Source organism: Nocardia aurea (genome assembly GCF_003123685.1).
GTDB lineage: Bacteria > Actinomycetota > Actinomycetes > Mycobacteriales > Mycobacteriaceae > Nocardia > Nocardia aurea.
On sequence record NZ_QCYJ01000103.1, the window covers coordinates 750,498 to 776,880 of the forward strand.

Genomic DNA, 26,383 nt, shown 5'->3' on the forward strand with positions numbered 1-26,383 from the left:
CGCCTGTCGGCCGCCTACCGGAAGTTCACCCGCGGGCGACGCGCACCGCGTTCAGCACCACATCGTCGGTGGGGGCTCCGTCGCCGGAACCGTCGCGAACGCCCGCCGCGGCGATTCCGGTGAGCACGCCGAGTCCGTCGACCACGCGGCCGAACGGGGTGTAGTTCGGCGGCAGCTGGCTGTCCCGGTAGACGAGGAAGAACTGGCTGCCGTTGGTGCCGGGACCGGCGTTGGCCATCGCGAGCGTGCCCGCGGGATACGTCGCGCCCGCCAGATTCTCGTCGGGGAACCGGTAGCCGGGTCCGCCGGTGCCCAGCGCCGTCGGATCACCGCACTGGAGGACGAAAATGCCCTGGGTGGTCAACCGGTGACAGCGGGTGTGGTCGAAATACTGCTGGTCGGACAGGAAGACGAACGAATTCACCGTGCGCGGCGCCCGGGCCGCGTCGAGGGCCACCGTCACCGTTCCGCAGTTGGTCTCCAGCGACGCGGTGTACCCGGCGGCCGGATCGATCGTCTGCCAGGGCTCGAAGGGCCACTGCTTCCCGTTCGGCGCGTCGGCGGACGCCGGCGCGCATCCCGCCGGACTACGGTGCGCCTGCCACGGCTGCGCGGCCACGCCGCCCGCCGCGTGCAGGGTCAGCGCCGCGCCCGCGATCAGCAGGCCGAGCCCGGGCAGCATCCGCCGCATCGGAGTGCCGCGCCGCTTCTCGGCGCCCGCGCGCGCCCGCGTTCCGATGCTCACAGTGGATCTCCTTCATCAGGGGTATACGCACCGGACGATGCTGGCCCGCATCCTGCCACCTACCCCACCCTCGCCGTCACCGAACCACCCGGTTCGCCCTCGGGCGCGAGCAGGCGGGTCGCACTGTTCCCGTCGCGGGCGCCGGTGTCTCGCGGGAACCGCGGTGCCGATGACCCGGTTCGCCCTCGGCGGGCGGTACGGGGCCTCGGACCGGTGTGAGCGGCCGGATCCGACGACGGGTTCGCTGCCGTGTCGTCGGCGCGCGGCATGGAACGCACTCGGCACCGGGAATCGGAATGCCGTACGGACGGTCGAATCCGGTCACCCGACGCGCGGTCACGGGTCGGGGCCCCGGGTAGGTTGGCCTCGGGACCGCGGGCGTCCACGGGAGGAGCAGAGGTGACGGGTGGGGGCGGGCCGCGGCCGTGGCGGCGGGCGATAAGGGTGGGGGTCGCGCTCGCGGCAGGGATCGTCGTGGTGGCAGCCGGGGCGAACGGCGCGCTGTGGGCACTGTCGTCGGGGCATCGCCACGACGTGGCATCGGCTCCTGCGGCACCGGTGGTGATCGTCCCCGGGGCGAAGGTCGGGCCGGACGGTTCACCGCTGGCGTATCTGCGCGGGCGGCTGGATGTCGCCATCGAACTGGTGCGCGCCGGGAAGGCGCGCGAGATCCTGCTCTCCGGTGACGCGAACGGCACCTCGGGCGACGAGATCGTCTCGATGCGGCGCTACCTCCTCGACAACGGCATCGATCCCGCTCTGATCCGATCCGACGGAGCGGGCCTGTCGACCTGGGAGACCTGTGAACGCGCCCGCGACCGATTCGGAATCGAACGCGCGATCATCGTCAGCCAATTCCAGCACCTGCCGCGTGCGGTCGCGCTGTGCCGGGCCGCGGGCATCGATGCCGACGGCGTCGTGGCCTATTGCGAGTGTCGGCGAACAACCGCAGTGCGCAACAACTTTCGTGAGTGGCTGGCCGCGCCGAAAGCTGTCGCTCGGTTGCTGGCGCGATAGACGGCGGGCAGCGCGAACCTGGGAGGTCTCACGCTCGACGGATGCGGCGATAAGTGGGCGCGGCGGACGCGGCGGCGGCGAGTTCGGTGGCGAGCCACGGGAGGTCGGCATCGGTGACGGGGGAGACGGTGAGCCGGACGTGGTCGGATCGAGGCGTGTCGGCCGCTTCGAACGGGCCGCCGGGCGCGACCTTGATCCCCGCGGCGGCCAGCGAGATCATCGCGGCGTTCTCGTCGGCGACGGGCAGCCAGAGGTTGATGCCGTCCGCGCGGGCCACCGTGATGTCGTGGGTAGCCAGTTCACGGCGTAATTCGGTCGAACGTCTCCGGTACTCGGCGCGCGCGGCGGTGACGGTGTCGGCGGCGGTGGGATCGTCGAGCATGGTGAGCAGGACGCGCTGGAGCAGGCGGCTGGTCCAGCCCGCCCCGAGCATGCGTCGTTCGATGACCGGATCGAGCAACTCGGCGGGGCCGCCCGCGACGGCGAGACGCAGATCCGCGCCGTGGGATTTGGAGTACGAGCGCACGTGGACGGTGCGCCGTGGCAGCCGGGCGCCGAGGGAACGCAGTGGGGCGGAGGCGATTCCGGCGGAATGGTCGTCCTCGACGATCAGGGTGTCGGTGGCGCGGAGGATATCGGTGAGTTCGCGCACGCGGCGCGCGGCGAGCGATACCCCGGTGGGATTCTGGGCCCGGGGTTGCAGGATCAGTGCGCCGACACCGAAATCGGCGACCGCGCGGGATAATTCGGCGGGCATCAATCCCGAGTCGTCGAGGTGGACCGGGACCGGTTTCGCCCCGAGGCGGGCCAGCAGATCGAGGAACGGCGGGAAACACGGATCCTCGACGGCCACCGCGTCCCCGAGCCGGATGTGGAGGGTGAGCAGCCTGTCGATGGCGTCGAGCGCACCGTCGAAGACGGCCAGCCGTTCCGCGCGGAACGGCCAGTCGGGGCGGACCCTGGCGGCGAGTTCCGGCAGGACGGCGTCGCCGAGATACTCCGCGGCGAGGTCACCCGCGTCGACGGCGGTGATGGTGCGCAATGCCGTCGCCAGGTCGGGGAGCAGGCCTGGGTCGGGGGTGCCGCGCGACAGATCGATACGGAACGCGCTGTCGGTCGGCGGGTGCAGTCGCTGATAGCGGCCGACTGCGGGACGGCCCGAGGGAAGTTCTCCGACGAAGGTGCCCGCGCGTCCCCTGGCGACGATCGCGCCGGTCGCCGCGAGCGCGCGCCAGGCCTGGTTGACCGTGGCCGGTGACACCCGGAGTTCGCGGGCCACCTCCCGCACCGTCGGTAGCCGCGATCCGGGAGCCATTGCGCCGGAGCGGATTCGGCGGCTGAGGGTGGCCGCGATTCCCGCGGGTGTGCGATCGTCGAGATCGGCGGTGAACTCCGAGGGCGACATCACGGCGGCGCTCGGCAGCGGCACGGTCGAACCGGGCGCAACGCGGTCGTCCGCGTCATCGGTACCCGCCCGTTCGATGCTCACCCCGTCATTCTGCGACCCGCTACCGGGCGCGAACCACGGTCATCCCGAAGATTTACGGCCAAGAAACTGTTTCCGCGCAGATGTAACACATCGGACGTGGTTCAGGGTGCACGATAACAATCATGGCAACCGTTCGATCCGCGCTCGTCCAGACGACCTGGACCGGCGACAAAGAGTCGATGATCACCGCGCACGAGGACTACGCGCGGCAGGCCGCCGCGCGGGGAGCGCAGGTGATCTGCTTCCAGGAGTTGTTCTACGGGCCGTATTTCTGCCAGTTGCAGGACGCCAAGTTCTACGACTACGCGGAATCGGTGCCGGGACCGACCACGGAGCGTTTCGCGGCATTGGCGCGTGAACTCGGCATGGTGATGGTCCTGCCGGTCTACGAGCAGGAACAGCCGGGACTGCTGTACAACACCGCGGCGGTGATCGACGCGGACGGCAGCTACCTCGGCAAATACCGAAAACATCATATTCCGCACGTGAACGGTTTCTGGGAGAAATTCTATTTCCGTCCCGGTAATCTCGGCTGGCCGGTCTTCGATACCGCGGTCGGCCGGGTCGGCGTCTATATCTGCTACGACCGGCATTTCCCGGAGGGCTGGCGCGCACTGGGCCTGGCGGGAGCCGAGATCGTATTCAACCCGTCGGCCACCTCGCGCGGACTGTCCGCCTACCTGTGGAAATTGGAACAGCCCGCCTCCGCGGTCGCCAACGAGTATTTCATCGGCGCCATCAATCGGGTCGGCATCGAATCCGAATACGGCGACGACGATTTCTACGGCACCAGCTACTTCGTCGACCCCGAGGGCAAATTCGTCGGTGATGTCGCCTCCGACACCGCCCCGGAACTGCTGATCCGCGATCTGGACATGGATCTGATCAAGGTCGTCCGCGACCGGTGGGCGTTCTACCGGGATCGCAGACCGGACGCCTACGGACCGTTGGTGACGCCATGACCACCTTCATCCACGGCGGCACGGTCGTCTCGGCCACCGGATCGCAACCGCTCGACGTACTGATCGACGGTGAGACCATCGTGGCGGTGCTGCAACCGGGATCGCGCGCCCTGGGCGCCGACCTCGCCGCGTCCGCCGAGACCGTCATCGACGCGACCGGGAAATACGTCATCCCCGGTGGCGTCGACGGGCACACCCACATGCAGATGCCCTTCGGCGGCACCGAGGCGTCGGACACCTTCGAAACCGGCACGCGGGCCGCGGCATGGGGCGGCACCACCACGATCATCGATTTCGCGGTGCAGAAACCGGGCGAGCGGATCCAGGACACCCTGGGCCAGTGGCATCGGAAAGCGGCCGGACAGTGCGCCGTCGACTACGGCTTCCACCAGATCATCGGTGACGTCGACGACGAATCCCTCAAGGGGATGAGCGAATTGGTGGCCGAGGGCGTCACCAGTTTCAAACTGTTCATGGCCTATCCCGGCGTCTTCTACTCCGACGACGGCCAGATCCTGCGCGCGATGCAATCCGCCGGGGATCTCGGCGCGCTGCTGATGATGCACGCGGAGAACGGCATCGCCATCGACGTCCTGGTCGAACAGGCCGTGGCGCGCGGTGACACCAGCCCCTATTTCCACGGCGTCACCCGTCCGTGGCAGATGGAGGAGGAGGCCACCCACCGCGCGATCATGCTGGCGCAGGTGACCGGCGCGCCGCTGTATGTGGTGCACGTTTCTGCCAAGCAGGCGCTCGAGCAGATCGCCACCGCGCGCGGCAACGGGCAGAACGTCTTCGGCGAGACCTGTCCGCAGTACCTGTACCTCTCGCTCGAAGAGCATTTGGGCGCACCGGGTTTCGACGGGGCGAAGTGGGTGTGTTCGACACCGCTGCGCTCTCGGGCCGAGGGGCACCAGGACGAGCTGTGGCGCTATATCCGCACCGGCGACGTCACCGCGGTCAGCACCGACCACTGCCCCTTCTGCATGAAGGATCAGAAGGAGATGGGGCGCAACGACTTCAGCAAGATCCCCAACGGCATCGGCGGCGTCGAACACCGGATGGATCTGATGTTCCAGGGCGTCAAGAACGGCTTGATCTCGCTGGAACGGTGGGTCGAAGTCTGCTGCACCACGCCCGCCCGCATGTTCGGCATGTATCCGCGCAAGGGCGTCATCAGTCCCGGCGCCGACGCCGACATCGTGATCTACGACCCCGCCGGGCACACCAGCATCGGGTACGGCAAGACCCATCACATGAACATGGACTACTCGGCCTACGAGGGTTTCGAGATCGACGGTCACGTCGACACCGTCCTCTCGCGCGGTCGCGTGATCATCGACGGCGGACGGTATCTCGGCACCACCGGGCACGGCCGCTTCGTCAAACGTGACCTCTCGCAGAACCTGATCTGACGCCGAATCGAACCCGAATGGAGAGTGCCGCATGGATATCGGCGTAGTGCTGCAGTGCAACCCTCCGGCCTCGCGCGTGATCGAACTCGCGAGACAGGCCGAGACGCACGGGTTCTCGCACGTGTGGACCTTCGACTCGCATCTGCTGTGGCAGGAGCCCTACGTCATCTACAGCCAGATCCTCGCCTCGACCCGCAAGGTCATGGTCGGTCCGATGGTCACCAATCCGGCGACCAGGGACTGGACCGTGACGGCCTCCACCTTCGCGACGCTCAACGACATGTTCGGCAACCGCACCGTCTGCGGGATCGGCCGGGGTGATTCGGCCGTGCGCACCCTGGGCGGCAAACCGACGACCCTGGCCACCATGCGGGCATCGATCGAGGTGATCCGCGAACTCGCCAACGGCCGCAGCGCACAGGTCGACGACACGGTCGTGCGCTTCCCCTGGGCGGCCGATTCGCGCCTCGAGGTGTGGGTGGCGGGCTACGGCCCGCGCGCGCTCGACCTGACCGGCGAGGTCGGCGACGGGTTCATCCTGCAATTGGCCGATCCCGATATCGCGGCATGGACCATCGCCAGGGTGCGGGCGGCGGCCGAACGCGCCGGTCGCGATCCGGGCGCGGTGAAGTTCTGCGTCGCCGCGCCCGCCTATGTCACCGACGGATCGGCGACGGGGCTGGCGCACGCGCGCGAGCAGTGCCGCTGGTTCGGCGGCATGGTCGGCAATCACGTCGCCGATATCGTCGCGCGCTACGGCACCGGCGGTGATGTTCCGGCGGCGCTGACCGACTACATCGCGGGCAGGCACGGTTACGACTACAACGAACACGGTCGCGCGGGCAATACCCACGCCGATTTCGTGCCCGACGAGATCATCGACCGGTTCTGCCTGCTCGGCACCCCGGACGAGCAGTTGGTCCGGCTGCGCGAACTGGAGAAACTCGGCGTCGACCAGTTCGCGGTCTATCTCCAGCACGACGCCAAGACCGCCACCCTGGAGGCCTACGGCGAATCGGTGCTGCCACGGCTGGCCCACCCCGTCACCGCGACCGAGGGCGCCGGATGAATTCCACCGGCGGCGCGCGCACGCGGGCGATACGCGCCGGCTACGCGCTCGCCGCGCTGCTGCTTGTCGTCGGAATCTGGGAGGCGGTCAAGGCGCTGGTTCCCGCGCAGGGCGTGAGTCTGGGCGGCCAACGGATCCTGCCGCGCACCACCGATGCCGCGCTGCCCCACGTGTGGACGGTGTTCACCGTGCTCGGTGAACGCGACGGCAAGACCACCGTGGGCGCCACACTGTTGCGCACAGCGGGTTTCACCTTCGGCCTGGCACTGCTGGCCCTGTTGATCGGCACCGTGGTCGGGGTGGCGCTGGCGGTGCTGATGCAGCGCTTCACCTTCGTCGAACGCGGCCTGCTGCCGTATATCGTTGTCTCGCAGACTGTTCCGCTGATCGCATTGGCGCCGCTGGTCGCTGGCTGGGGCGGCCGGGTCGTCATCGCGGGCGAGCCGTGGCGGCCGTGGATGAGTATCGCGGTGATCGCTTCCTACCTCGCCTTCTTCCCGGTGGCGGTCGGCATGTTGCGCGGGCTGCAAGCACCGCCGAAGGCCTCGGTCGAACTGTTGCACAGTTATTCGGCGAGCTGGTGGAACACGTTGATACGTCTGCGCTTTCCCGCGTCGGTGCCGCATTTCCTGCCCGCCCTGCGACTGGCCGCGGCGGCGTCGGTGATCGGCGCGGTCGTCGCCGAGATCTCCACCGGAACGGCGGGCGGGATCGGTCGTCAGATCATCGTGTTCTCCCAGCAGGCGACCGGCGATTCGTCACGGCTCTACGCGGCGGTGCTGGCCGCCGCGCTACTCGGCATCGCCGTCACCGGCGTGGTCGCGCTGGCCGAATTCGTCCTGCGCCGCTACAGCCATCCCGCCGGAGCACAGAGGTCGAAGGGAAACGCGTGAGTTCTCCTCGCCCCTCCCTCGGCACGCCGCTGTTGCGGCGACTATCGGTATCGGGCGGTCCCGTTCGGGACTGCCGCTCGTCAGGAGGTATCCGTTGACGGCGAAGCAACATCCCGTCACCACGGCGTTCGACACGACGGCGAGTGAAAGCGGGGAATCCTCGGGTGCCGTGCGGGCGGAGGGGACCGCCGAAGCGGTCGCCGCGGTCGACCTCGTCCACGTCGGCAAGATCTTCGCCGCGGGCGCGGTGACCGCGCTGTCCGATATCTCCCTCACCATCGCCGCGGGCGAATTCGTCTCGCTCATCGGCCCTTCCGGCTGCGGCAAATCGACCCTGCTGCGTATCGTCGCGGATCTGGAACAGCCATCGAGCGGATCGGTGACCGTCCACGGGAAATCCGCCGAGCGGGCCAGGAAGGACCAGGACTACGGGATCGCGTTCCAGCAGGCCGGACTGCTGGACTGGCGCACCGTGCAGGCCAATGTGGAACTGCCGATGGAATTGCACCGGGTGCCCAAGGCCGAAAGGCGCGCGCGCAGTGCGGAATTGCTGGAGATGGCGGGACTCACCGATTTCGCGAAACGCTATCCCGCCGAACTCTCCGGCGGTATGCAGCAGCGCGTCGCCATCGCGCGAGCGCTGGCCCGCAAGCCGTCGCTGCTGCTGATGGACGAGCCGTTCGGCGCGCTGGACGAGATGACGCGGGAACGGATGCAGGCCGAACTGCTTCGGATCGCGGGGGAGACGGGCGCGGCCGTGCTCTTCGTGACCCACTCCATCCCCGAGGCGGTTTTCCTCTCCGATCGGGTGGTGGTGATGTCGGCGCGCCCGGGGCGCGTCACCGATATCGTGCCGACCGGCGGCCAGGGCCGCGATCCCGATCCGGACCAGGACGTGCGCTCGAGCACGGTGTTCTTCGACGCCGTCGCCGCCGTGCGCGCGGCACTGCGCGGTGATCACGGCGACGGTCCGATCGCGGGACGGGATCTGCGATGACAGCCGCGACGTCACGATCCGCGTTGACATCGTTCCTGCCGCCGGTGGTCTTCGGCGTCGGTGGACTGGCGCTGTGGCAGGTGCTGACGGTGGCCGCCGGTGTCCCGTCGTTCCTGTTGCCCGCGCCGACCGATATCGCCGAGCAATTCGTCGAGAATTTCGATCGTATCCTCGACGCCGCCGTCGCCACCGGCACCAACGCCCTGATCGGCCTGCTGATCGGCGCGGTGCTCGGCATCGCCGCCGCGATGGTCGCGGTGCGGTTCCACATCGTCGACGGTCTGCTCTCGCCGCTGGCGGGCGCGGCCGCCGCCGTACCGATCGTGGCCATGGCGCCGCTGCTGAACTCGATGTATTCGACCACCACCGACACTCCGCGCCGCATGGTCGTCACCGTCGTCGTGTTCTTCCCGATGTTCGTGAGCACCGCCAAGGGGCTGCGTCAGGTACCGAAGGTGCAGCAGGATCTGCTGACCTCCTACGCCGCGAGCGGCTGGCAGGTGACCCGCACGGTACGGCTGCCCGCCGCGCTGCCCTACCTGTTCACCGGCCTGCGCATCGCGGCTCCCGGCGCGGTCATCGCCGCGGTGATCGCCGAATACTTCGGCGGATTGCAGAACGGGCTCGGCAGCCGGATCACCTCGGCCGCCGCCAATACCGCCTATCCGCGCGCGTGGGCCTACGTCGTGGGCGCCATGCTCGTCGGCCTGGTCTTCCTCCTCGCCGTCCTACTTCTCGAATTCCTCACCCGCCGCCCACGAACGACCCCATGGAGATCGACATGAACCCGACCACCCGGAGATTACGTGCCTGTCTGGCGCTGGTAGCGGTGGCCGCGGCCGCGCTGACCGGCTGTAGTACCACCGACGATTCCTCGACGACCACCCCGGACGGACTCACCGAGGTCCGCCTGCAATTGCAGTGGTTCAAACAGGGACAGTTCGCCGGCTACCTCGCCGCGGTGGATCAGGGCTTCTACAAGGAACAGGGGCTGTCGGTCGAAATCCTCGACGGCGGCACCGATATCGTGCCGCAGACCGTGTTGGCGCAGGGCCAGGCCGACTACGCGATCGCCTGGGTGCCCAAGGCCCTGGCCTCGCGCGAGGCGGGCGCGGGCATCACCGAGGTGGCTCAGGTCTTCCAGCGTTCGGGCACCAAACAGGTCTCGTTCAAATCCGACAATATCGCCGGTCCGGCCGCGCTGCGCGGCAAGACGGTCGGCAACTGGGGCTACGGCAACGAATTCGAGCTGTTCGCCGGAATGACCAGGGCGGGCATCGATCCGGCGAAGGATGTCACCCTCGTCCAACAGCAGTTCGACATGAACGCGTTCCTCGCCAGGGATATCGCCGCCGCCCAGGCCATGTCCTACAACGAGTACGCCCAGCTGCTCGAGACGAAGAATCCGGCCACCGGAAAGCTCTACACCCCGGACGATTTCACCACGATCGACTGGAACGCCGAGGGCGTCGCCATGTTGCAGGACGCGATCTGGGCCAATTCGGAGAAATTGAAGGATCCGAAGTACCAGGATCAGACGGTGCGATTCGTCGCGGCGTCGCTGAAGGGCTGGGCATTCTGCCGCGACAATGTCGACACCTGCCGCGATATCACCGTCGCGGCCGGATCGACACTGGGCGCGAGCCATCAACAGTGGCAGATCAACGAGGTCAACAAGTTGATCTGGCCGTCGACCGCGGGCATCGGCCTGATCGACCAGGCGGCGTGGGATCGCACCGTGAAAATCGCCAAGGAGACGAAGAACCAGGACGGCGCGACCGTGCTGACGAAGGATCCGGACGCGGAGGCGTTCACCAACGAGTACGTCACCAAGGCGCTCGACATCCTGAAATCCGGCGGCACCGACGTCACCGGAACCGCGTTCGCGCCGATCCAGGTGACGCTGACCGAAGGGGGAAAATAGATGACCGCTGACGACCACGTCTTCTATCCGTGGAGTGTTCAGGGTGGGCCGAATCCGGTGGCGATCACCGGGGCCTCGGGTTCCTGGTTCTGGGACGAGAACGGTAAGCGCTATCTCGATTTCTCCTCGCAGCTGGTCAATGTCAATATCGGCCATCAGCATCCGGATCTGATCGAGGCGATCGTCGCGCAGGCTCGCGAACTGACGACCATCTCGCCCACCGTCGGCAATCGCGCCCGCAGCGAATTGGCCCGGCTGATCGTGGAACGCGCACCCGGCGACCTGAACCGGGTGCTGTTCACCACCGGCGGCGCCGAAGCCGTCGAACACGCGGTGCGGTTGGCGCGCAGTTTCACCGGCCGCACCAAGATGCTCGCGGCCTACCGCTCCTATCACGGCGGCACCGGGGTGGCGATCGGACTGACCGGGGAACCGCGCCGCTGGGGCGCGGAACCCACGAATGTGGACGTGGTCCGATTCTTCGGGCCGTATCCCTACCGGTCACCGTGGGATACGACGACCCAGGAGGAGGAGACCGCCGCGGCGCTGAAACATCTGCGGCAGGTCATCGAACTGGAAGGCCCGGCCGATATCGCCGGACTCATCCTGGAAACGGTGGTCGGCACCAACGGCGTGCTCGTCCCCCCGCCCGGCTATCTGGCCGGGGTGCGCGCGCTGTGCGACGAATTCGGCATCGTCTACATCGCCGACGAGGTGATGGTCGGATTCGGCCGGGTCGGGGAGTGGTTCGCGGTGGACGCGTTCGGTGTCGCACCCGATCTCATCACCTTCGCCAAGGGCGTGAACTCCGGGTATGTGCCGCTGGGCGGCGTCGTGATCGCCGAGCGCATCGCCCAGCGTTACGACCGGACGCTGTACCCGGGCGGTCTCACCTACGCCGGTCATCCGCTGGCCTGCGCGGCCGGGGTGGCGTCCATCGCCATCTTCGAACGCGAGGGCATTCTCGATCACGTGCGGTCGGTGGGCGCCGACGTCCTCGGCAAGGGACTACGGGAGCTGTCCGCGCGCCATCCCGGTGTCGGCGAGGTCCGGGGTCTCGGCTTCTTCTGGGCGCTCGAGTTGGTCCGCGACCCGCGCACCCGCGAACCCCTGATCCCGTTCGCGGCCGCGGGCGCCGCGGCCGAGCCCATGGCCGTGATCACCGCCGCGGCGAAGGAACGCGGACTGTGGCCGTTCAACGCGGGCAATCGGTTCCAGATCGCCCCGCCGCTGACGACCTCCGCCGAGGAGATCCGCACCGGACTCGACATCGTCGACGCCGTGCTCGAGATCGCCGACGACTACGTCGAGACGAGGTGACGGCGCGATTCGGCGGCCGTCTCGCGCACCTCTAGGCTGGTGCCATGACAGCTGGGCAGACCGAGATCTGGCACAACCCGCGGTGCACCAAGAGCCGTAACGCCACGGCACGCCTCGACGAGGTCGGTGTCGAGTACACGGTGCGCAAATACCTCGACGACCCGCCCACCGCCGACGAACTGCGCGCGGTATTGGATCGCCTCGGCGCCGAACCCTGGGACATCACCCGCACCGGCGAACAGATCGCGAAGGATCTCGACATGTCGAGCTGGGGCAGGACCCCCGCCGACCGGAATCGCTGGATCGAGGCGCTGGCCGCCAACCCGAAACTGATCCAGCGCCCGATCGTCCTGACCGCCGACGGCGCGGCCGTGGTCGCGCGCACCGACGAGGCACTGCGTTCCCTGGGCTGAGAGTGATCGGGGGCGGTCGGCGGTGGTCGCGACTTCCCGGAAACGGTTATCGCGACCGGATTCTCGAGGATCCCCCGGTCGGGAGTGCTCGGCGCTGCCGTTTGATCTAGTGTCGCGAGCTATGAAGGTACGTATCCGTATGGGGTAACTGTGACCTGCGGTTATAGGTAAAAATAGGGTGCCTGACCTGCGGTTTCGTTGATTCGACAACACCTGAGAACCCACCTGTAACCACCTCTCTCCACGGTAGTCTCGGGCTCAAAGTGACACTCAAAGTGACACTTTTGCCACCTCTTGCCACCTCGATTTCGGGGGTTCCTGGCGTCGCCTGAAGCGGCCCTCGGATGCGGTTTCCAGCCCATCCGAGGGCCGCTTCTTTTCTGTCTCCAGCCGTCGACCCCACCCCCTTGCGTCTGCGTGTCGAATCTTGGACGCGCCGACGACTTTTGAACCCCGGCGACATTCCAGCAAACTCCCCAGTGTCAATAACTGAAATTACACCAGAGTGGATGTGATGCGATATGATGTAAGTCTATCCGATCCGAAGGGACTTCTAGCCATGCCCGATCTCGACCCCGCCAGCATCGAACCGAGAGCCGATATCCCGCGAGTGTGCAACGACGAACTGCGTTACCTCGCAAGCAGTGGCGCTCACATCAGCTCGGAGGCAACCCGGTCGCTCACTGCCGAGCTGCTTGCCGCCCGCGAGCAAATTGCCGAGGCCCGTACCGCGTTCTCCCGCCTTCGAGGGCTCACCTTCCCTCGTGGCGGCGGGGAGTACGAGCACGACCACGGAATCCTCGAAGGCCACGACGCTTGCCCCGCTTGCTGGGTCGAAGACATTCACAATGCAATGAAGGGCAATGCCGATGTCTGACACCTCCGAACTCCTCGCCGACGTCCTCAAGGAGGAGGGCGACCGCGAGTCGTTGCTCCAGCCTCGGCGCAACACCTACTGGCTGCCGATCGCCGAACGAGTGGTCGAGCGAGGCTGGCGTCCACCGCCGCGCCTGATCGAGACCGTAGACCAATTGTCGGCGCTACCTATCCATGCGGTCGTGCACGACGGGCGCAGGGCCTACAGCCATCAGGGCGGTGGTTGGTGGATCGCCCCGGGATTCTTCGGGTCGATGCATAGCGAAACAGTCTTGGAATCCGACCTGGACGGAATCGCCTCCGTGCCAGTCGCCGTCATTTGGGAGACAAACAATGAGTGAGACCCAGAACGACATCGCGGCCGAGATGTTCGAGCCGCACATCGACACCCTGCGACGACTGCGCGAAGAGGGTAAAGGAATGCTGCTCGTCGCGGTCTTCCATCCCGACGGCAACCGGGCGTCGGATATCGTCGCGGACCTCAAGCCCGAGTGCCTGGATCCCGCCTACTTCAAAACGATGTATCTGGACGTCATCGGAATCGCGGTCGGGGAGCGGGTTGCGCGGTGGGCCAGCGAAGACGCCGAGGGTGGGCAGGAGTAGCGGTGAAGCGCCTCCTGCTTTCTGTTGCCGCCCTGCTGGCATTGACTGCGTGCGGCTCCGACCTTCCCAGCGAGTTCGAGTCGGGGATGGTCGTCAAGAAGACCTTCACCCCGGAAGCGACTTACCCGCTGTCGATCCCTGTCTCGTGCGGCCAAAACTGCACCACCACGATCACGACGATGGAGTATGTGCCGCCGTCGTACACGATCACGGTCGCGTGGGAATCGTCGTCGGGCTGGCGCGTGGACGAGATGACCGTGGAGATATCGACTTACGAGGATTTGGACCTGGGCGACGTCTACCCGCGCTCTGGTCCTGCCGTGCCGACTGCAAGCGGTGAGCATCGATGACTGACCACCTGAGCGATGAGCGTCTGCATGCACTCCGTGACGACAAGGCCATCTGCACCAATGCGGGGGAGCGGTCCATGGCCGCCGAACTGATCGAGGCTCGCGCCTACATCGCCGAGCTGGAGGCCGAGTTCGCCGAGCTTCCTGCCATCGCCCGCCGCATGAACGAGCACATCAACGAACTCGCCGCCCAGAAACTGCAGATCGCTGGCGAATACCTCGGCGTCCTGGATCACCTTGTTGGTTGCGGCTACCTCCCGCAGGTCGTCATTGATGACGCCATCGCCGCCGTTCGAGAGGAGGCCGACCGTGGCTAAGGCCAACGCAAGGCGTGAGCACTGGACCGAGGCCGCCGAGCGCGTCGGTAGCGACTCGTACTTCCTGCTCGGTGAGGACGAGGACGGGAACCTGTGCGCGGCGACCCTCCGAGGGGACTGGTACGGCCCAATCAAGTGGTGGAACCCGCTGCACTGGCTGGCCTATCTCGGGTCGCGAATCACAGGCCGTCTCGTCTGGCTTGAGCGAGGAGACAGCTGTGGCTGACTGGATCTCCGACGAGCAGTTGACGGAGTGGGCCGAGTACGCCCGCTACCCGGACGGCGACGACACGCACCGCCTGGTCAGAGAACTCGTGAAGCTGCGGCAACTCGTCGCCGTTTTCGCCAGCGATGATCCGTGCCAATTCGACCATCACGGCAATTGCCAAGGACACAACATGATCTTGGAGCCTGGCGAGATGTGCCCACAGGCGGAAGCGCGTCAGTATCTCGCGGGAGTGAGCGGTGATGAGTGAATTGATCGGCACCGATTCGCGCCAGTGGCGGCATCTCTCGAACGACACCGTCTGGCCCGTGCTTGAACACGACGACACCATCGACAGCGTGGCATGGCGACTCATCCACGCCCCCGAATATGCGACCCGCGGCGACATCCTGTTCGCGGCCTCGGTGATGTCCGCCTACGAACACCTCATCTACCACGCTGATCGGCAGACCGTCGCGCTCGTGCGGCACGAACTTCGGGAAGGGATGGCTGAACGCGATGCCTAGCCGAATCCAACGCAGCCGCAAGAAGGGGTGGCGGATGCCCAAGGGGGCGATTTACGTCGGTCGCCCGACAGCATGGGGGAACCCATTCGCGGTAGGCGAGTTCTACGTCAACCGTGGCCCGTGGTCACGCACCGCGCCGTACCCTCGCAGCGGCCCCGAACAGGAACCCCGCTTGCGCACTGACGGATTCGGCCGTCCTTACGAGGAGTTCGTCGCCAAGGTTCGCGATCGAGCGCACGCCGTCGAACTGTTCACGGCCCACATCAGCTATGAGGATGTCGGCGTCTGGGATCCGAAAGAGATCCGTTACTGGCTCGGCGACAGCGATCTCGTCTGCTGGTGCCCTCTGGCGGAACCGTGTCACGCCGACCTGCTGCTTCATATTGCGGCGGGAGGGGAGATCTGATGGAACTGGAACTGACTTCACTGAAATGCGCTGTGTGCCTGTACTCCGACGACGTCGAGAAGGTCGAATTGGCTGTGAGTGTTGTTCGTGGCTATGCCGTTTGCGATGACCACATGAATCTGTTCGCCGACGACTTGGCGATGATCACCGAGGTATTGCATCGACGGAAACGGGAAGAACAAGCGCGAGGCTGGTGAGATTAGGCGCGGGCAATTTTGCGCCTATGTCTCAATTCCACTATCCACCCCCGGAACCCGCCCAGCGACACCGCCAACAAGATCGGCACCGAGAAAGCCGCCAACTGCCCGTCATACCGATCCTGCACAGCGACAGCCGAATCCGTCATCAACACAATCGTGATCACCGCCGACGCGATCACCGCCAAACCGACCACCCAAATAGTGATCATCGGCAAACGCCACATCTTCCGCGTCGTGTACAAAATCACCACACCCACCGACAAAGCGATGATCGTCGTCAAACCTTGATACACGACCGAGCCGGGCAGCTGGCGGGCACCGAAATCCGACGCCACCAGCTCCGCGGGCACGAACGCGATGCAGTAGGCAACCCACATGCGCAACCACTTCGGGTCCGGATGATCGCGCGACGGATGCCAGCGCACACAGATCGCCCCGAACAGGCAGCAGCCGAGAGCCCCCAGCCACGCGTGCAGCAGATCGCTGATGTTCGCGACACCCAGTGCGTCATCCAGTCGCGGACCCCATGCAGGCACCTGTACCGCGTAAGTAGCAGCGACAGCGAATATGCCCGCAGTTAGCAGACGTTGACCAGCCGGATCGTATCTTTCTCCGGGCAGCGGTTGCCGAGTGCGCCAAATAGTGAGCCGAGAGAGAGCTACGGCGGTAGCTAAGGCAACGAGGTACTGCATACGCGCAGAGTAACCCCGTCATCCGACTGTTAACACAATGTTGCGCAATCTTGCACTATCAGCCGCCAAGCGCAGACATCCACGAGTCACCGCCAGGATCTTCCTTTTCCCTGGTAGTAACTGTCGCAGCCTCTTTCTCAGCCTCGGCCTGCAACTCAGAAAGTGGGGCATCGAGTATGGCCGCGACCGCGATCTGATTCGCCAAAGTCCAGTCCCGCCCCTCCTGCTCCCTGCGCCGATACGACGACTTCGACATGCCGAGGCGCTCCCACATCTCCTGCTGGCTCAAACCGGCCTCTCTTCGCCGTCGAGCGATCACGCGCCCAAACGCACGCTGTAGTTCCTGCTGGTGCCGTTCCACGGCCTCACCCTAACGCTGCATAGCCCGAAACATGTGTTACCGACTCGTTGCGCAAACACGCGGCACACAAACCTTGCGGTACCCTCCTGACGGATACTAGGATTCCACTCAGTTGGATATAACCGGATTGATACCCAAAATATTCGCGCCGACACAGACCGCCGTCGGGGACGGCAGAGTCGACACGAGAGACGCTTTCGATGAGGTAGGCGGCCCTTGGTGGACAAGTGAATGCACCCCAGACCCTGTTAGGGGTCTATGCATACCGGCGGCAACCAAGAACTGACGCAGCCGCACATTTGTCCAGTCCCGCGCCGACGTGCGCGCCTCTAGGCGAATCTCCGCAACACCCTTGTTATCCCGCCCACACGGGCGGCACTCGCGCACCCAAGGAACGCCCCATGAGCCAAAAACCGAAACCCCGCCCAATCAACTACATCGAATGCACCGCCACCGCCACCGCCGCAGACCTGCTCGTCGACTTCGACGTCCTCGGCATCCGCGAATGCAGGCCCGTTGGCAAACCCATCTGGTGGTACGACGACGACGACATCCTGTGCAAACAGATCGGGCAGATCAGCGTCAACGTCGACACGGGACTCGTGGAGATCTGGCCGGCAGGCGGTAACCACATGTATCCGATCGACCACGCCAACCTGCGCAGTCAAGGGATCGACGCCTTCCGTAACCCGCCCGCCGACAACGAGCAATGGTCACTCGGTCGAGTGGATGGCCGCGGCGAATACTGGGAATGCGCTATCTCGGTAGAGGTCGATCTGACGACCAGCAATGCGGCCAGGATCATCCGGTCCGCGCACAGGCGGGCGATGCATCAAGAACTGGCATTCGAGCAGCGGTACGTCGACACGACTGGCGGGCAAGGCTCCGCCGCATAAGGGGTGAGTGGGGATGGTGGGCCGAAACGGGTCGAGCCCACCCAGGGGGAATGTCAGCCTTGAGGTTTCGCGGAACGCCGCGCCTTCGTAGGCTTCTCGACCGGTTCTTCTACGGTCTCTACCGATCTCACGTCAGGCTTGAGTCGCTTCTCTATTAGCGCGAGCACCTGACTGTTCGACATCTTCTCGGCGAGGCGGTCGACATCAACCACGTCGATCGGGTCCGCGGTCCAGCCCAACTGTTCCTCGGTGAAGTAGTTGGCGCGCTGGAGTACTTCGAGCGGCGGCCGACGAAACGCAGTGACTACACCCTGCACAGCGTCGACACCCGGGCGGATCCGGTCACGCTCCCACTGATACGGGGTGGACTGTGAGACACCGATGAACTTCGCCAGTTCGGGCACTGATTTGATGCGCGCCACATCCATCAAACTTGCGATGTAGGGCCACCACTCGGGCGCTGGTGCGCTGGTGGAGTTTTTTCCTCTGGCGGCAGTCATGGTTGTGGCCCCTTCATGGCTCTACCCATCGGTACGGTGCACGGTCGGTGCAACTGATGTTACGACAGCGTAGGGCGTAATCGGAAGGGTGCAATGCGGTCGGACACGTGCGTGTCCGCTAGTTACGTCACCTAAGCACCAGCTCAGGCCGCATTTAAGTATGCCCTAAAAAACTTCGTCCGATGTGATCGCAACCATCGGGCGTGTCTACTTGGATTACACGATAGCAAGACAATTATGGTGTAATCTAGATCTGTCGGCCCAGTTGAGGCCCCCAAGACAGCAAAAAGCCCGCCCCGACTGGCATCGGAGGCGGGCCACACTCCACAACCCCTGGAAGGACTAAGTGGAATGCCTGACACCAACTATAGCCGCAAACCTGTGAGCGACCTGTGGCATGTCGTGCGGCCACACCTCACCGTCGCAGCGAGCGTCATCGGATTGATCGCCCTCGAAGCGGTACTCATCTTCGCTGTCATGCCGACGATCGCGAGCGGCCAGTGAGCATCATCCTCCCGCCCCTCGAAGCAGGATCCGACGCCTGGGCTCGCATGATCACCGCGTCGAAAATCCCGGGCATCTACGGACAGTCCAAGTTCTCATCCCCGACCAAAGAGTTCCACGCCCTCCGTGGTGAGATCCCGCCCGACCCCGACAACACGGCCATGGAACTCGGCAGGGACTTCGAGCCGATCATTCTCGCCCGGTTCTTCCGCCGCCACCCCGAACTCACTCGCCAGCCACACGCCTCCTACACGCGCCTTGGCCTCGAAGAGTGGGCATCGGCCACACCCGACGCCACCGCCCACGCGAACGGGGGGCGACTCATCGGCGTCGAAGCCAAAGTCGACGCACACGACGACTACCGCTGGACCGACGAACCCCCCGTAGGCGTTTGGCTGCAAACCCAATGGCAGATGCACCTCTCCGGGGCGCGAGTCACCTACGTCGTCAAGTTCGGTGCGTTCCTCGCCGAAGACGAATACATCGTCGAATACGACCGCACCCAAGCCGAGGACATGGAGGACTACCTCGGCTGGTTCCACGCCAACGCCATGGACCCCAACGGCGTGCCACCCGAACTCGACGGACACGCCGAAACCTACGACGCCATCCGCCGCGTCAACACCCTCGTCGACGTCGATGCCGACGACTGGGACATCGGCTATGACCTGGCGCGCGAATTCGACAACGCCGTCCGCGGATTCGATGCCGCCGAGACCGCCCTGAACCTCGCCAAGTCGAAGCTGTTGCGCGTCATGGGCGACGCCCGCCGCGCCGTCATCGGCGAAGGCAAACAGCGCCAGACCGTCGCGACCAGGCAGCGCACCAAGAAGGGCGTCGCCATCTACAAGGGCCGCAAACCCATCGACTGGGTTGCTGCTGGATTCGCCGACCCGCTCGCCGCCCCTGCCCTCATCGCCTCGAACCAGGAAGCAGCCTGACATGCCATTCACTGAAGCGCAGATCAATCAACTCCTCGCTGCGGTCAACCCTGTTCGGGTCATGCGAGATGGCAAAGGCAATGCTCACTTGCCGCAACAGGACGTGCTCGCCCACCTCACCCGCATCTTCGGGTTCGGAGCCTTCGACTACGAAATGCTTTCGTGCGAACTCGTCTTCGAGCAGCAGCACCGCAAGCGCAACGGCGAGACCCCCGATGGCCGCTTCGACGTCTGCTACAAGGCAACCATGCGGCTCACCGTCCGCGATCCCGAGGGCAACGTCGTCTGCCGCTTCGAGGACGGCTCCACCGGAGACTCTTCGAACCAGACCCGAGCCGACGGCCACGACCTCGCCATGAAATCGGCTATCTCGCTGGCGAAGAAGCGATGCGCCATCGCACTCGGCGACCAATTCGGGCTGTCGCTCTATAACAAGGGGCAGACGACCGCGCTGGTAAAAAACACGCTGATCCGACCATCGGCCGACACCGCAGAAACGCCCGAAGTCGCCGACGTGCAGCGGGACGTCCCGCCGTCGTTGTCTATGGGCTACGACGAGGTCGAGCGAGAGCGTCACGCGGACGAAGCAGGAGAAGGTGCCGCGCCCACGAATGGTGAGCAGCGGAGCGCCCCCGTAGCGAATCAGGCGCGGACTGTCACGCGAAGGCGACCGCCACAACCCTCAGCGGCCGACCTGGATGCGCTCGCAAAGGAACTGCGGGCCGACGTCGAATTGGCGACCAACCGCGAGCAACTGCAACGGGTGTGGAAGTTGGCCGTGCAGCTCGACGCATCCCAATGCACGGAGATCCGTGGACTTACCGAGGCGAAGGTTGCCGCCCTTGCCGAGAACGTGACGGCGGCATAACCGATGAATCTCGTCAATCTCGACCCGCCACCCACGTCTTCCGAGGCGTGGGTGGCGTTCCCCCAGGCGGGCGAACGCGAAGGGGAGGGCAGCGACTGCTTCGAGGTCGCCTACTTCGACAACGAACTCGAAGCCCTCCGCTACGCGAACCGACGCGACGGATATCGAGCCGTCCTCATCAAATCCGGTCAAACCATCCTCGACGCAGTGAAGGCGCAACATGACTAGCTGGACAGAACTGCCCCTCGCAGGCTTCGACCTGGAGACAACAGGCATATCGATCTTCTCGGATCGCTTGGTGACCGCATCAGTTCTGCGCATCGACGGCGCCGACGTGCGGGCGTTCAACCGCATCGCGGATCCCGGTATCCCGATCCCGCCCGAGGCGACGAAGGTGCACGGTATCGATGACGCCTACGTCGCGAAACACGGACGCCCGCACGCGGATGTGGTGCGTGAGGTCGTCAACGAACTCTATGCGTGCTGGGACGAGGGCAGAGCTATTGCTGCGTTCAACGGCTGCTTCGACTTCTCGATGCTCGCCACACACGCGCCCGATTTCGAGGTCCGTGGGCTCATCGTGGACGGCCACATCCTGGACAAACGGTTCGACAAGTACCGTCCAGGTTCCCGCAAGCTGTCCGCGGTGATGATCCATTACGGCATGCGCCTGGACGATGCCCATGACGCCGAAGCTGATGCACTCGCCGCCACGCGCCTCGCATGGAAACTGCCGCGCCAGTTCCCCGCCCTCGCCGCACTCACTGCACCGGATCTGATGCAGGCCCAAGCCGCCTGGTACCGCGAGCAAGCCGAATCGTTCCGCGACTACCTGCACCGCAAAGGCGAACCGACAGACGGCATCCGACTCGAATGGCCCATCCAGAGAGCAGCAGAAAGCACCGCAGCATGACCGAGACGAAAAGCTGGCTCGCCCAAATGTACGAAGACGCGGGCTACCACAACGCCGACACCACCCGACGCCACCTCAAAACGTTCACCGAAGCGGGCATCAACCTCAACCAGGTCTCCCGCGCCGCCAACGTCCCCTCCGCGATCGTCTACCGCATCGCCCGCGGCTACAGCAAAGTCATCCGACCCGACTGGGCCGAAGCCCTCGCCGACCTCACCATCGAAAAAGTGCGGCAACACAAGAAGCCCGCCCAACCCATCAGCGTCAACTGGAACGCGCGCCGCTTCGAACAAACCGGCTACCACGACGCCGCAGCCACCCGCGCCATACTCAACACCCTCGCCGACGGCGGATGCACCATGTATCGGCTGTCCAAAATCACAGGCATCCACGACACCTGGCTCGGCGACATCAAACGCGGCAAAGCCAAATTCGTGCACCCCGACGACGCCAAAACCATCGCCGCAATCGACGTCGAAGACCTCCTCGACCTCATCGCCGGCGAAAACTACGTCGACCCCGTGATGCTCGAACGCATCCTCCGCGGCCAGCATCGCGGCACCATCACCACCGCGGAACGGAAAGCGGTCCTCAACTACGCGGTGCGGCACAACTGGACACGCAGCGACCTGGCGCCAGTGCTCGGCGTATCCCGGGAGACCGCCGACCGGGCACTCGTGCGTAGGCGTGCCGCGCTCCGCAAGCAGGCCGCCGCATGAGCGGGCTCACTTACCGGTCGAAGCAAACGAAGCTCTACAAGTATCGGAAAGCCAACGGCATCCAAGTCTTCACCGACGCGGCGCCCGTCCAAGCCCACATCCTCGGGCTACGAGCGCTCGGCGTCACCGATTCGATGATCGCCCACGTCTCCGGCAACGACCCACAAAACATCGCCTACATCGCCGACGGCACCACCCAAAGGGTGTGGCAGGACAACGCCCGCCGCATCCTCGCCGTCACCCACCATCCCCACCCCGCACAGCATTTCGTCCTCACCATCGGATTCACGCGCCGCTACCGGGCACTCACCGCCATTGGCTGGCCCAGCGCCTACATCGCCGAACGCATCGGCGTCTCCGGTAAGAACCGGCTCAACTCGATTGCCGCCCAACCTGCCGTCACCTATCGCACATGGTCGGCCATGCGCGACCTGTACGACGAACTATCAGGCACGCCAGGGCCGAGCCGACGCAGCATCGCAGACGGGCGCCGACACAAATACATGCCGCCGCTCGCATGGGACGACATCGACGACCCGCGCGCACAACCTGATTGGGCCGCGGTCGGGATCCCGCTCACGCAACGACCGATGTGCGCGCAAGGGCACTGGTATCCAGCCGAGCCCGCGCGAGACAGCCGCGGAACCCGCATGTGCCGCGAATGCCGTCGAGACGCCCAGGCGCGACGCAGAGTCAAGCTCGCGTCCGGACGTTGATCGCATCGCACTGGAAGGTGTATGGTGTGATGAACGCGTGATGATCTAGAACATCGAGTCATCGCGAGAGCTTCAAACGCAAATCGGGCCGCCCTGTCGACCAAAACAAGGGCGGCCCGAAAAAGCTTTGCACGCATTACCAGTGCGTGCGGCTGACGTAGCCAAACTGGCTACCAGCAAAGCGCCCGTGGGAGCGGGCACATTATGAGTGTAACACGCAGTGCGCGCTGGGAACACATGACGCAGCAAGACATTCGCAGCCTGTTCCGCGGAATCGCGAAACGGTACGGCCACGAAATCGACGCCACCGAAATACCCGCATGGCTTGCTGAAGGCAATCGCGAATGGGTGTGGGCCGGATCCGTCGCCGTCGATGATCTCGTCCGCGCTGTCAAAGACTTCTATGCCGCCGACCCCAATGGCCGCATCACTCCGCAGGCCGTCACGGCGATCATCCATTCCTACTACGGCGGCGAACTGCCGCGCGAGGACGGTGCGGCATGAGCTGGCAGGCGAGGGAGTGGGTCGACACGTACATCCCGCCAGAGTTGGGCGTGAAGCTGGCCGCCCGCGCTGTCCTCGGCGTCTACGCCGACTACGCCGACGAGCATGGCCGCGGTTCCTACCCATCGCATTTGACGGTGGCATGGCGTCTCTCCTGCACCGAACGCAACGTCGTCGATCACGTCAAAGCCTTGGTCGAGAAGGGCGCCTTGATCGTTTCGACCGATCAGTCCGCGGTAGCCAAATATCCGGCAGACAACCGCCCCGTTGTGTACGACATCCCGATCCATCTGGTTCGCGCCGACACCCTCGAAGAGGCGCGAGACAAGAAGCGCCAACTGCTTCAGGAACGGCGCGACCGACGCAAGCAGAAGATCGACGAACCCGCCACTGCCGAGCCTGTCGCGCGGTCTGAAGAATCCTTCCGTCACAGCGATAAGGGTCCGAAGAATCCTTCCACCACGGTCCGAAGTTCTCTTCCGCCACGGTCTGAAGAAAACTTCCACCACGGTCCGAAGAAAACTTCGGACAAACAAGCATTTAAACCACCTACTAAAACAACCCTTGAAACACACACCGCGCGCGAGGTCGAAACAGTCACCGCAGACGCCATCGAGACCGTGTGCATTCGCCTCCATGCCGGCATGGAACGCAACTGGACCAACCTGCCCCCGCGGCGCCGAGGAGACCGGCCCGAAATCACAGACGGGTGGCGAGCGGCCATCCGCTGGCTCATCAAGGGCGGCGAATCAATCGACGTGATCGAGAAGGTGGCCGTCTACTCGCAAGACGGCTGGTGGCTGGACAAATGCGCGGACATCGACGGATTCGTCAAGCACTTCAGCACCATGGCGGGCCAAGTCGAGCGAGACGCGCGAGTCGCATCCCTGCCGGCATCACCCACCTCACTCGCCAAAAAGGACGCCACCGTCCTCGAATGGGCGTCCCTCATGGACCACCCCGAAAACGCTGCCGCACTCATCGCGAACACGCCGCGCGCCGCAATCGAAAGCCCGCGACACAACCTCGACCCGATCCTCGAAATCACTGCGCACGAGACTCATTGGAGCGAAGCCGCATGACCCGTGACGAAGTAATCGCGCTGCTCGCGGTCGCCAACACCTACGACGACCGCAAACCCTCCCAAGCCCTCATCTCGGCCTGGTCTGAATCCGCCGAACGCGCCGGATGGACCCTCGACGCCGCCAAGAACGCCATCCACGCCCACTACGCCGAAAACACCGACCGAATCATGCCCGGACACATCACCCAGCACATCAAGGCCGAAAACCGAAGGTGGTACGAGCAGTGAGCTACGACGACGAAACCCCCACCTACGACGACGCGGCCGAACGCGCACTGCTCGGCGCCGCAATGCAAGCGCCGGAACAGATGCGCACCCACCTCCAGGCCGTCGACCCCGACTCCTGGCACCACCTTCGCTCGCGAACACTCGCAGGCGTCATCACCGCGATGATGAGTAATGGCGAACCCGTCAACCCGACTGCCGTCCTCGTGACAGCGCAGACCCGCGGGCTCGTCCCTGGCCGCGTAGACCCTGGCTACGTGTTCGCATGCCTCGAAGTCGCAGCCCAACCCGTCTCCGCGGGGCTGCTCGTCGACCGCATCCTCAACCTCGCCGCCTGCCGCAAGCTGTACGAAGTCACCACCCGCACCGCGCAACGCGTCGAATCGTCCTGGACCACAGGCGTCGACCGACTCGACACCCTCGAACACATCGCCTACCTCAAAACTGCGATGAGCGATGTCGAAAAGGTGCTCACCAACAGCATTACGGCACCCAAGCCCGCAGGCGTTTTCCTCGCCGAGGAAAGCGAAGAAAACCCGTGGCTTGTTCCCGACCTGTTCCAGCGCATGGACCGCCTCGTGCTCACAGGCGAGGAAGGACTCGGGAAAAGTGAGATGTGCTGCCAGATGGCGGTAGCGATGGCCGCGCACCTCCATCCACTCAGCGGCAAGCCCCTCGGCGACGACCTCCCGCCCATCCGGGTGCTCGTGGTCGACGTCGAGAACAGTGCCGCCCAGATTCGAGATCGCTACAACCGGGTCGTCGGCATCGTCGACGGCCGACGGCGGATGTGCGGCCTGCCTCAGATCGATTGGGAATCCCAGGATGGCAACCTGCGCTTCTCCGATCCGCGTCCGGGCGGCATCAACCTGCTCGATAGTCGCGACGCCGCATGGGTCGAAAGCCAGCTGAGCCAGACGTCGCCCGATGTCCTCGTCATGGGTCCGCTGTATCGGCTCCACAACGAGAACCCGAGCGAAGAACAGCCCGCTCGCAAACTCACCTGGATCATTGACCAGTGGCGCGAACAGTACGGGTTCGCGCTCATCACCGAAGCTCACGCAGGCAAGGCGCTCAACAGCACTGGCACCCGCAGCATGGCGCCGATCGGTTCCAGCGTGTGGCTGCGCTGGCCCGAATACGGCTTCGGAATGCGGCGGGCGAAGGAGGATGCGGGCGGCAAGAACGTCGAAATCTCCGACTTTGTCGCCTGGCGTGGCGCTCGCTCTAAGGGGATTTGGCCGCGGCAGTTCAATCGCAGCAACTCAATGCTGCCGTGGATGCCGGATGAGGGCTACTACGACGAACTGCGGCAAGCGGCGTGAGTGTCAGTCCGCCGCCGAATGACGGCCAAACCATCGTCGGCGTCGTCGAGTACTGGGCGCGGCGCTGGCCCGACAAGAAACCGCCCATGTTCCGTGCCGCCGATGTCTTGCCGTTGCTGCATGGCGATGACCGCGAGTATGCCGCCGCGGTGACGTTGCTCGACAGCGGGAGAGTCCATTACGCCGAGGGGGAGGAACCTTCGTGAGGGGGATTTCCGCAGCTCAGAGCATGAAAATGAAGTGGCATATGCCGCTCGGGACGCAAATTTGCACGACCGTCTTAATTTCTCCCGACAGAGCGATTGGAACCCCTCGGGGTAGGTCCAGGTGCCAAACCGGCCTGCAAATCGCTTCTGCGTCGGCCCCCTTACCCAAGAATGAGGTTCCCAGAATGGCCGCTCGACTCA

Annotated in this window: 38 protein-coding genes; 33 read left to right on the top strand and 5 right to left on the bottom strand. The window is 65.1% G+C overall.

Annotated features, from left to right (window positions below; genetic code table 11):
• Window positions 1–25 precede the first annotated feature (25 nt).
• On the bottom strand, window positions 26–745 hold the full coding sequence (locus tag DAT37_RS24540) for a peptidylprolyl isomerase (protein ID WP_232839966.1): 720 nt from the start codon (window positions 743–745) through the stop codon (window positions 26–28).
• Between the two features lie 399 nt (window positions 746–1,144).
• Here DAT37_RS24540 and DAT37_RS24545 point away from each other — a divergent pair, with 399 nt between their 5' ends.
• Entirely contained in the window at window positions 1,145–1,762 is a 618-nt protein-coding gene (locus DAT37_RS24545; protein ID WP_232839967.1) for a SanA/YdcF family protein, read from the top strand.
• A 28-nt stretch (window positions 1,763–1,790) separates the two neighbouring features.
• Here DAT37_RS24545 and DAT37_RS24550 read toward each other — a convergent pair whose 3' ends face one another.
• On the bottom strand, window positions 1,791–3,251 hold the full coding sequence (locus DAT37_RS24550; protein ID WP_232839968.1) for an aminotransferase-like domain-containing protein: 1,461 nt from the start codon (window positions 3,249–3,251) through the stop codon (window positions 1,791–1,793).
• Window positions 3,252–3,373: 122 nt separating this feature from the next.
• On the opposite strand from DAT37_RS24550, the gene DAT37_RS24555 reads away from it, so the two are divergent.
• The 19 genes from DAT37_RS24555 to DAT37_RS24645 all read left to right on the top strand — a co-directional run bounded on the left by DAT37_RS24555 (window position 3,374) and on the right by DAT37_RS24645 (window position 15,725).
• Window positions 3,374–4,213: a nitrilase-related carbon-nitrogen hydrolase gene (locus tag DAT37_RS24555; RefSeq protein ID WP_109527144.1), complete on the top strand. Its 840-nt coding sequence runs from the start codon at window positions 3,374–3,376 to the stop codon at window positions 4,211–4,213.
• Complete coding sequence (gene hydA, locus DAT37_RS24560) at window positions 4,210–5,628, top strand: dihydropyrimidinase (RefSeq protein ID WP_109527145.1); 1,419 nt, start codon at window positions 4,210–4,212, stop codon at window positions 5,626–5,628. The genes DAT37_RS24555 and hydA overlap by 4 nt, the downstream gene beginning before the upstream one ends.
• Before the next feature lie 31 nt (window positions 5,629–5,659).
• Window positions 5,660–6,697 carry a TIGR03842 family LLM class F420-dependent oxidoreductase gene (locus tag DAT37_RS24565; protein ID WP_109527146.1) on the top strand — a complete coding sequence of 346 codons (1,038 nt, stop codon included), beginning with the start codon at window positions 5,660–5,662 and terminating at the stop codon, window positions 6,695–6,697.
• On the top strand, window positions 6,694–7,590 hold the full coding sequence (locus DAT37_RS24570; RefSeq protein WP_198654403.1) for an ABC transporter permease: 897 nt from the start codon (window positions 6,694–6,696) through the stop codon (window positions 7,588–7,590). Before DAT37_RS24565 ends, DAT37_RS24570 begins: the two co-directional genes overlap by 4 nt.
• A 94-nt stretch (window positions 7,591–7,684) precedes the next feature.
• Window positions 7,685–8,587 (top strand): ABC transporter ATP-binding protein, encoded by a 903-nt coding sequence (locus DAT37_RS24575; protein ID WP_232839969.1) that lies wholly within the window; start codon window positions 7,685–7,687, stop codon window positions 8,585–8,587.
• On the top strand, window positions 8,584–9,372 hold the full coding sequence (locus tag DAT37_RS24580; protein WP_232839970.1) for an ABC transporter permease: 789 nt from the start codon (window positions 8,584–8,586) through the stop codon (window positions 9,370–9,372). Before DAT37_RS24575 ends, DAT37_RS24580 begins: the two co-directional genes overlap by 4 nt.
• Window positions 9,369–10,511, top strand: a complete 1,143-nt coding sequence (locus tag DAT37_RS24585; RefSeq protein ID WP_109527402.1) for an ABC transporter substrate-binding protein — start codon at window positions 9,369–9,371, stop codon at window positions 10,509–10,511. The genes DAT37_RS24580 and DAT37_RS24585 overlap by 4 nt, the downstream gene beginning before the upstream one ends.
• Complete coding sequence (locus DAT37_RS24590; protein ID WP_109527147.1) at window positions 10,512–11,831, top strand: aspartate aminotransferase family protein; 1,320 nt, start codon at window positions 10,512–10,514, stop codon at window positions 11,829–11,831. It abuts the gene before it with no gap.
• 44 nt (window positions 11,832–11,875) lie between these two features.
• Window positions 11,876–12,244: an arsenate reductase family protein gene (locus DAT37_RS24595; RefSeq protein ID WP_109527148.1), complete on the top strand. Its 369-nt coding sequence runs from the start codon at window positions 11,876–11,878 to the stop codon at window positions 12,242–12,244.
• 559 nt (window positions 12,245–12,803) lie between these two features.
• Complete coding sequence (locus DAT37_RS24600) at window positions 12,804–13,121, top strand: hypothetical protein (RefSeq protein ID WP_109527149.1); 318 nt, start codon at window positions 12,804–12,806, stop codon at window positions 13,119–13,121.
• Window positions 13,114–13,461, top strand: a complete 348-nt coding sequence (locus tag DAT37_RS24605) for a hypothetical protein (protein ID WP_157978643.1) — start codon at window positions 13,114–13,116, stop codon at window positions 13,459–13,461. The genes DAT37_RS24600 and DAT37_RS24605 overlap by 8 nt, the downstream gene beginning before the upstream one ends.
• Window positions 13,454–13,723: a hypothetical protein gene (locus DAT37_RS24610; RefSeq protein WP_109527151.1), complete on the top strand. Its 270-nt coding sequence runs from the start codon at window positions 13,454–13,456 to the stop codon at window positions 13,721–13,723. The genes DAT37_RS24605 and DAT37_RS24610 overlap by 8 nt, the downstream gene beginning before the upstream one ends.
• Window positions 13,724–13,725: 2 nt before the next feature.
• Window positions 13,726–14,073: a hypothetical protein gene (locus DAT37_RS24615; protein WP_109527152.1), complete on the top strand. Its 348-nt coding sequence runs from the start codon at window positions 13,726–13,728 to the stop codon at window positions 14,071–14,073.
• A complete protein-coding gene (locus DAT37_RS24620) occupies window positions 14,070–14,390 on the top strand; it encodes a hypothetical protein (protein WP_109527153.1) in 321 nt (106 codons plus the stop codon). The genes DAT37_RS24615 and DAT37_RS24620 overlap by 4 nt, the downstream gene beginning before the upstream one ends.
• Window positions 14,383–14,616 (top strand): hypothetical protein, encoded by a 234-nt coding sequence (locus tag DAT37_RS24625; protein WP_109527154.1) that lies wholly within the window; start codon window positions 14,383–14,385, stop codon window positions 14,614–14,616. The genes DAT37_RS24620 and DAT37_RS24625 overlap by 8 nt, the downstream gene beginning before the upstream one ends.
• A complete protein-coding gene (locus DAT37_RS24630; RefSeq protein ID WP_109527155.1) occupies window positions 14,609–14,866 on the top strand; it encodes a hypothetical protein in 258 nt (85 codons plus the stop codon). The genes DAT37_RS24625 and DAT37_RS24630 overlap by 8 nt, the downstream gene beginning before the upstream one ends.
• A 1-nt stretch (window position 14,867) precedes the next feature.
• Complete coding sequence (locus DAT37_RS24635; protein ID WP_157978644.1) at window positions 14,868–15,122, top strand: hypothetical protein; 255 nt, start codon at window positions 14,868–14,870, stop codon at window positions 15,120–15,122.
• Window positions 15,115–15,528 carry a DUF4326 domain-containing protein gene (locus DAT37_RS24640; protein ID WP_109527157.1) on the top strand — a complete coding sequence of 138 codons (414 nt, stop codon included), beginning with the start codon at window positions 15,115–15,117 and terminating at the stop codon, window positions 15,526–15,528. The genes DAT37_RS24635 and DAT37_RS24640 overlap by 8 nt, the downstream gene beginning before the upstream one ends.
• Window positions 15,528–15,725, top strand: coding sequence for a hypothetical protein (locus DAT37_RS24645; RefSeq protein WP_109527158.1), 198 nt, complete (start codon window positions 15,528–15,530; stop codon window positions 15,723–15,725). The genes DAT37_RS24640 and DAT37_RS24645 overlap by 1 nt, the downstream gene beginning before the upstream one ends.
• 2 nt (window positions 15,726–15,727) lie before the next feature.
• Here the strand turns inward: DAT37_RS24645 and DAT37_RS24650 are convergent, their stop codons facing one another.
• Window positions 15,728–16,264 carry a hypothetical protein gene (locus DAT37_RS24650; protein WP_109527159.1) on the bottom strand — a complete coding sequence of 179 codons (537 nt, stop codon included), beginning with the start codon at window positions 16,262–16,264 and terminating at the stop codon, window positions 15,728–15,730.
• A 214-nt stretch (window positions 16,265–16,478) separates the two neighbouring features.
• Window positions 16,479–16,781: a helix-turn-helix domain-containing protein gene (locus tag DAT37_RS24655; protein WP_109527160.1), complete on the bottom strand. Its 303-nt coding sequence runs from the start codon at window positions 16,779–16,781 to the stop codon at window positions 16,479–16,481.
• A gap of 401 nt (window positions 16,782–17,182) precedes the next feature.
• Here DAT37_RS24655 and DAT37_RS24660 point away from each other — a divergent pair, with 401 nt between their 5' ends.
• Complete coding sequence (locus DAT37_RS24660) at window positions 17,183–17,677, top strand: hypothetical protein (protein WP_109527161.1); 495 nt, start codon at window positions 17,183–17,185, stop codon at window positions 17,675–17,677.
• Between the two features lie 53 nt (window positions 17,678–17,730).
• On the opposite strand, the gene DAT37_RS24665 is transcribed toward DAT37_RS24660, so the two are convergent.
• The gene (locus tag DAT37_RS24665) at window positions 17,731–18,177 is read right to left on the bottom strand and encodes a helix-turn-helix domain-containing protein (protein WP_157978645.1); all 447 of its coding nucleotides are present in this window, start codon (window positions 18,175–18,177) and stop codon (window positions 17,731–17,733) included.
• Window positions 18,178–18,528: 351 nt separating this feature from the next.
• Here DAT37_RS24665 and DAT37_RS44220 point away from each other — a divergent pair, with 351 nt between their 5' ends.
• The 12 genes from DAT37_RS44220 (at window position 18,529) to DAT37_RS24715 (ending at window position 26,182) form a co-directional block, all read left to right on the top strand.
• Complete coding sequence (locus DAT37_RS44220) at window positions 18,529–18,681, top strand: hypothetical protein (RefSeq protein ID WP_157978646.1); 153 nt, start codon at window positions 18,529–18,531, stop codon at window positions 18,679–18,681.
• Complete coding sequence (locus tag DAT37_RS24670; RefSeq protein WP_157978647.1) at window positions 18,678–19,622, top strand: YqaJ viral recombinase family protein; 945 nt, start codon at window positions 18,678–18,680, stop codon at window positions 19,620–19,622. Before DAT37_RS44220 ends, DAT37_RS24670 begins: the two co-directional genes overlap by 4 nt.
• 1 nt (window position 19,623) lies before the next feature.
• On the top strand, window positions 19,624–20,490 hold the full coding sequence (locus DAT37_RS24675; protein WP_109527164.1) for a Rad52/Rad22 family DNA repair protein: 867 nt from the start codon (window positions 19,624–19,626) through the stop codon (window positions 20,488–20,490).
• Between the two features lie 3 nt (window positions 20,491–20,493).
• The gene (locus tag DAT37_RS24680) at window positions 20,494–20,718 is read left to right on the top strand and encodes a hypothetical protein (protein ID WP_109527165.1); all 225 of its coding nucleotides are present in this window, start codon (window positions 20,494–20,496) and stop codon (window positions 20,716–20,718) included.
• Window positions 20,711–21,403, top strand: a complete 693-nt coding sequence (locus tag DAT37_RS24685; RefSeq protein WP_109527166.1) for an exonuclease domain-containing protein — start codon at window positions 20,711–20,713, stop codon at window positions 21,401–21,403. The genes DAT37_RS24680 and DAT37_RS24685 overlap by 8 nt, the downstream gene beginning before the upstream one ends.
• A complete protein-coding gene (locus tag DAT37_RS24690) occupies window positions 21,364–22,122 on the top strand; it encodes a hypothetical protein (protein WP_157978648.1) in 759 nt (252 codons plus the stop codon). Before DAT37_RS24685 ends, DAT37_RS24690 begins: the two co-directional genes overlap by 40 nt.
• On the top strand, window positions 22,119–22,838 hold the full coding sequence (locus DAT37_RS24695; protein WP_109527168.1) for a hypothetical protein: 720 nt from the start codon (window positions 22,119–22,121) through the stop codon (window positions 22,836–22,838). Before DAT37_RS24690 ends, DAT37_RS24695 begins: the two co-directional genes overlap by 4 nt.
• Window positions 22,839–23,075: 237 nt before the next feature.
• A complete protein-coding gene (locus DAT37_RS24700) occupies window positions 23,076–23,342 on the top strand; it encodes a hypothetical protein (RefSeq protein ID WP_109527169.1) in 267 nt (88 codons plus the stop codon).
• Window positions 23,339–24,424 (top strand): helix-turn-helix domain-containing protein, encoded by a 1,086-nt coding sequence (locus DAT37_RS24705; RefSeq protein WP_157978649.1) that lies wholly within the window; start codon window positions 23,339–23,341, stop codon window positions 24,422–24,424. The genes DAT37_RS24700 and DAT37_RS24705 overlap by 4 nt, the downstream gene beginning before the upstream one ends.
• Window positions 24,421–24,654 (top strand): hypothetical protein, encoded by a 234-nt coding sequence (locus DAT37_RS44225; protein ID WP_157978650.1) that lies wholly within the window; start codon window positions 24,421–24,423, stop codon window positions 24,652–24,654. Before DAT37_RS24705 ends, DAT37_RS44225 begins: the two co-directional genes overlap by 4 nt.
• Window positions 24,651–25,976 (top strand): AAA family ATPase, encoded by a 1,326-nt coding sequence (locus tag DAT37_RS24710; protein WP_157978651.1) that lies wholly within the window; start codon window positions 24,651–24,653, stop codon window positions 25,974–25,976. The genes DAT37_RS44225 and DAT37_RS24710 overlap by 4 nt, the downstream gene beginning before the upstream one ends.
• The gene (locus DAT37_RS24715) at window positions 25,973–26,182 is read left to right on the top strand and encodes a hypothetical protein (protein WP_109527172.1); all 210 of its coding nucleotides are present in this window, start codon (window positions 25,973–25,975) and stop codon (window positions 26,180–26,182) included. The genes DAT37_RS24710 and DAT37_RS24715 overlap by 4 nt, the downstream gene beginning before the upstream one ends.
• Window positions 26,183–26,383 lie beyond the last annotated feature (201 nt).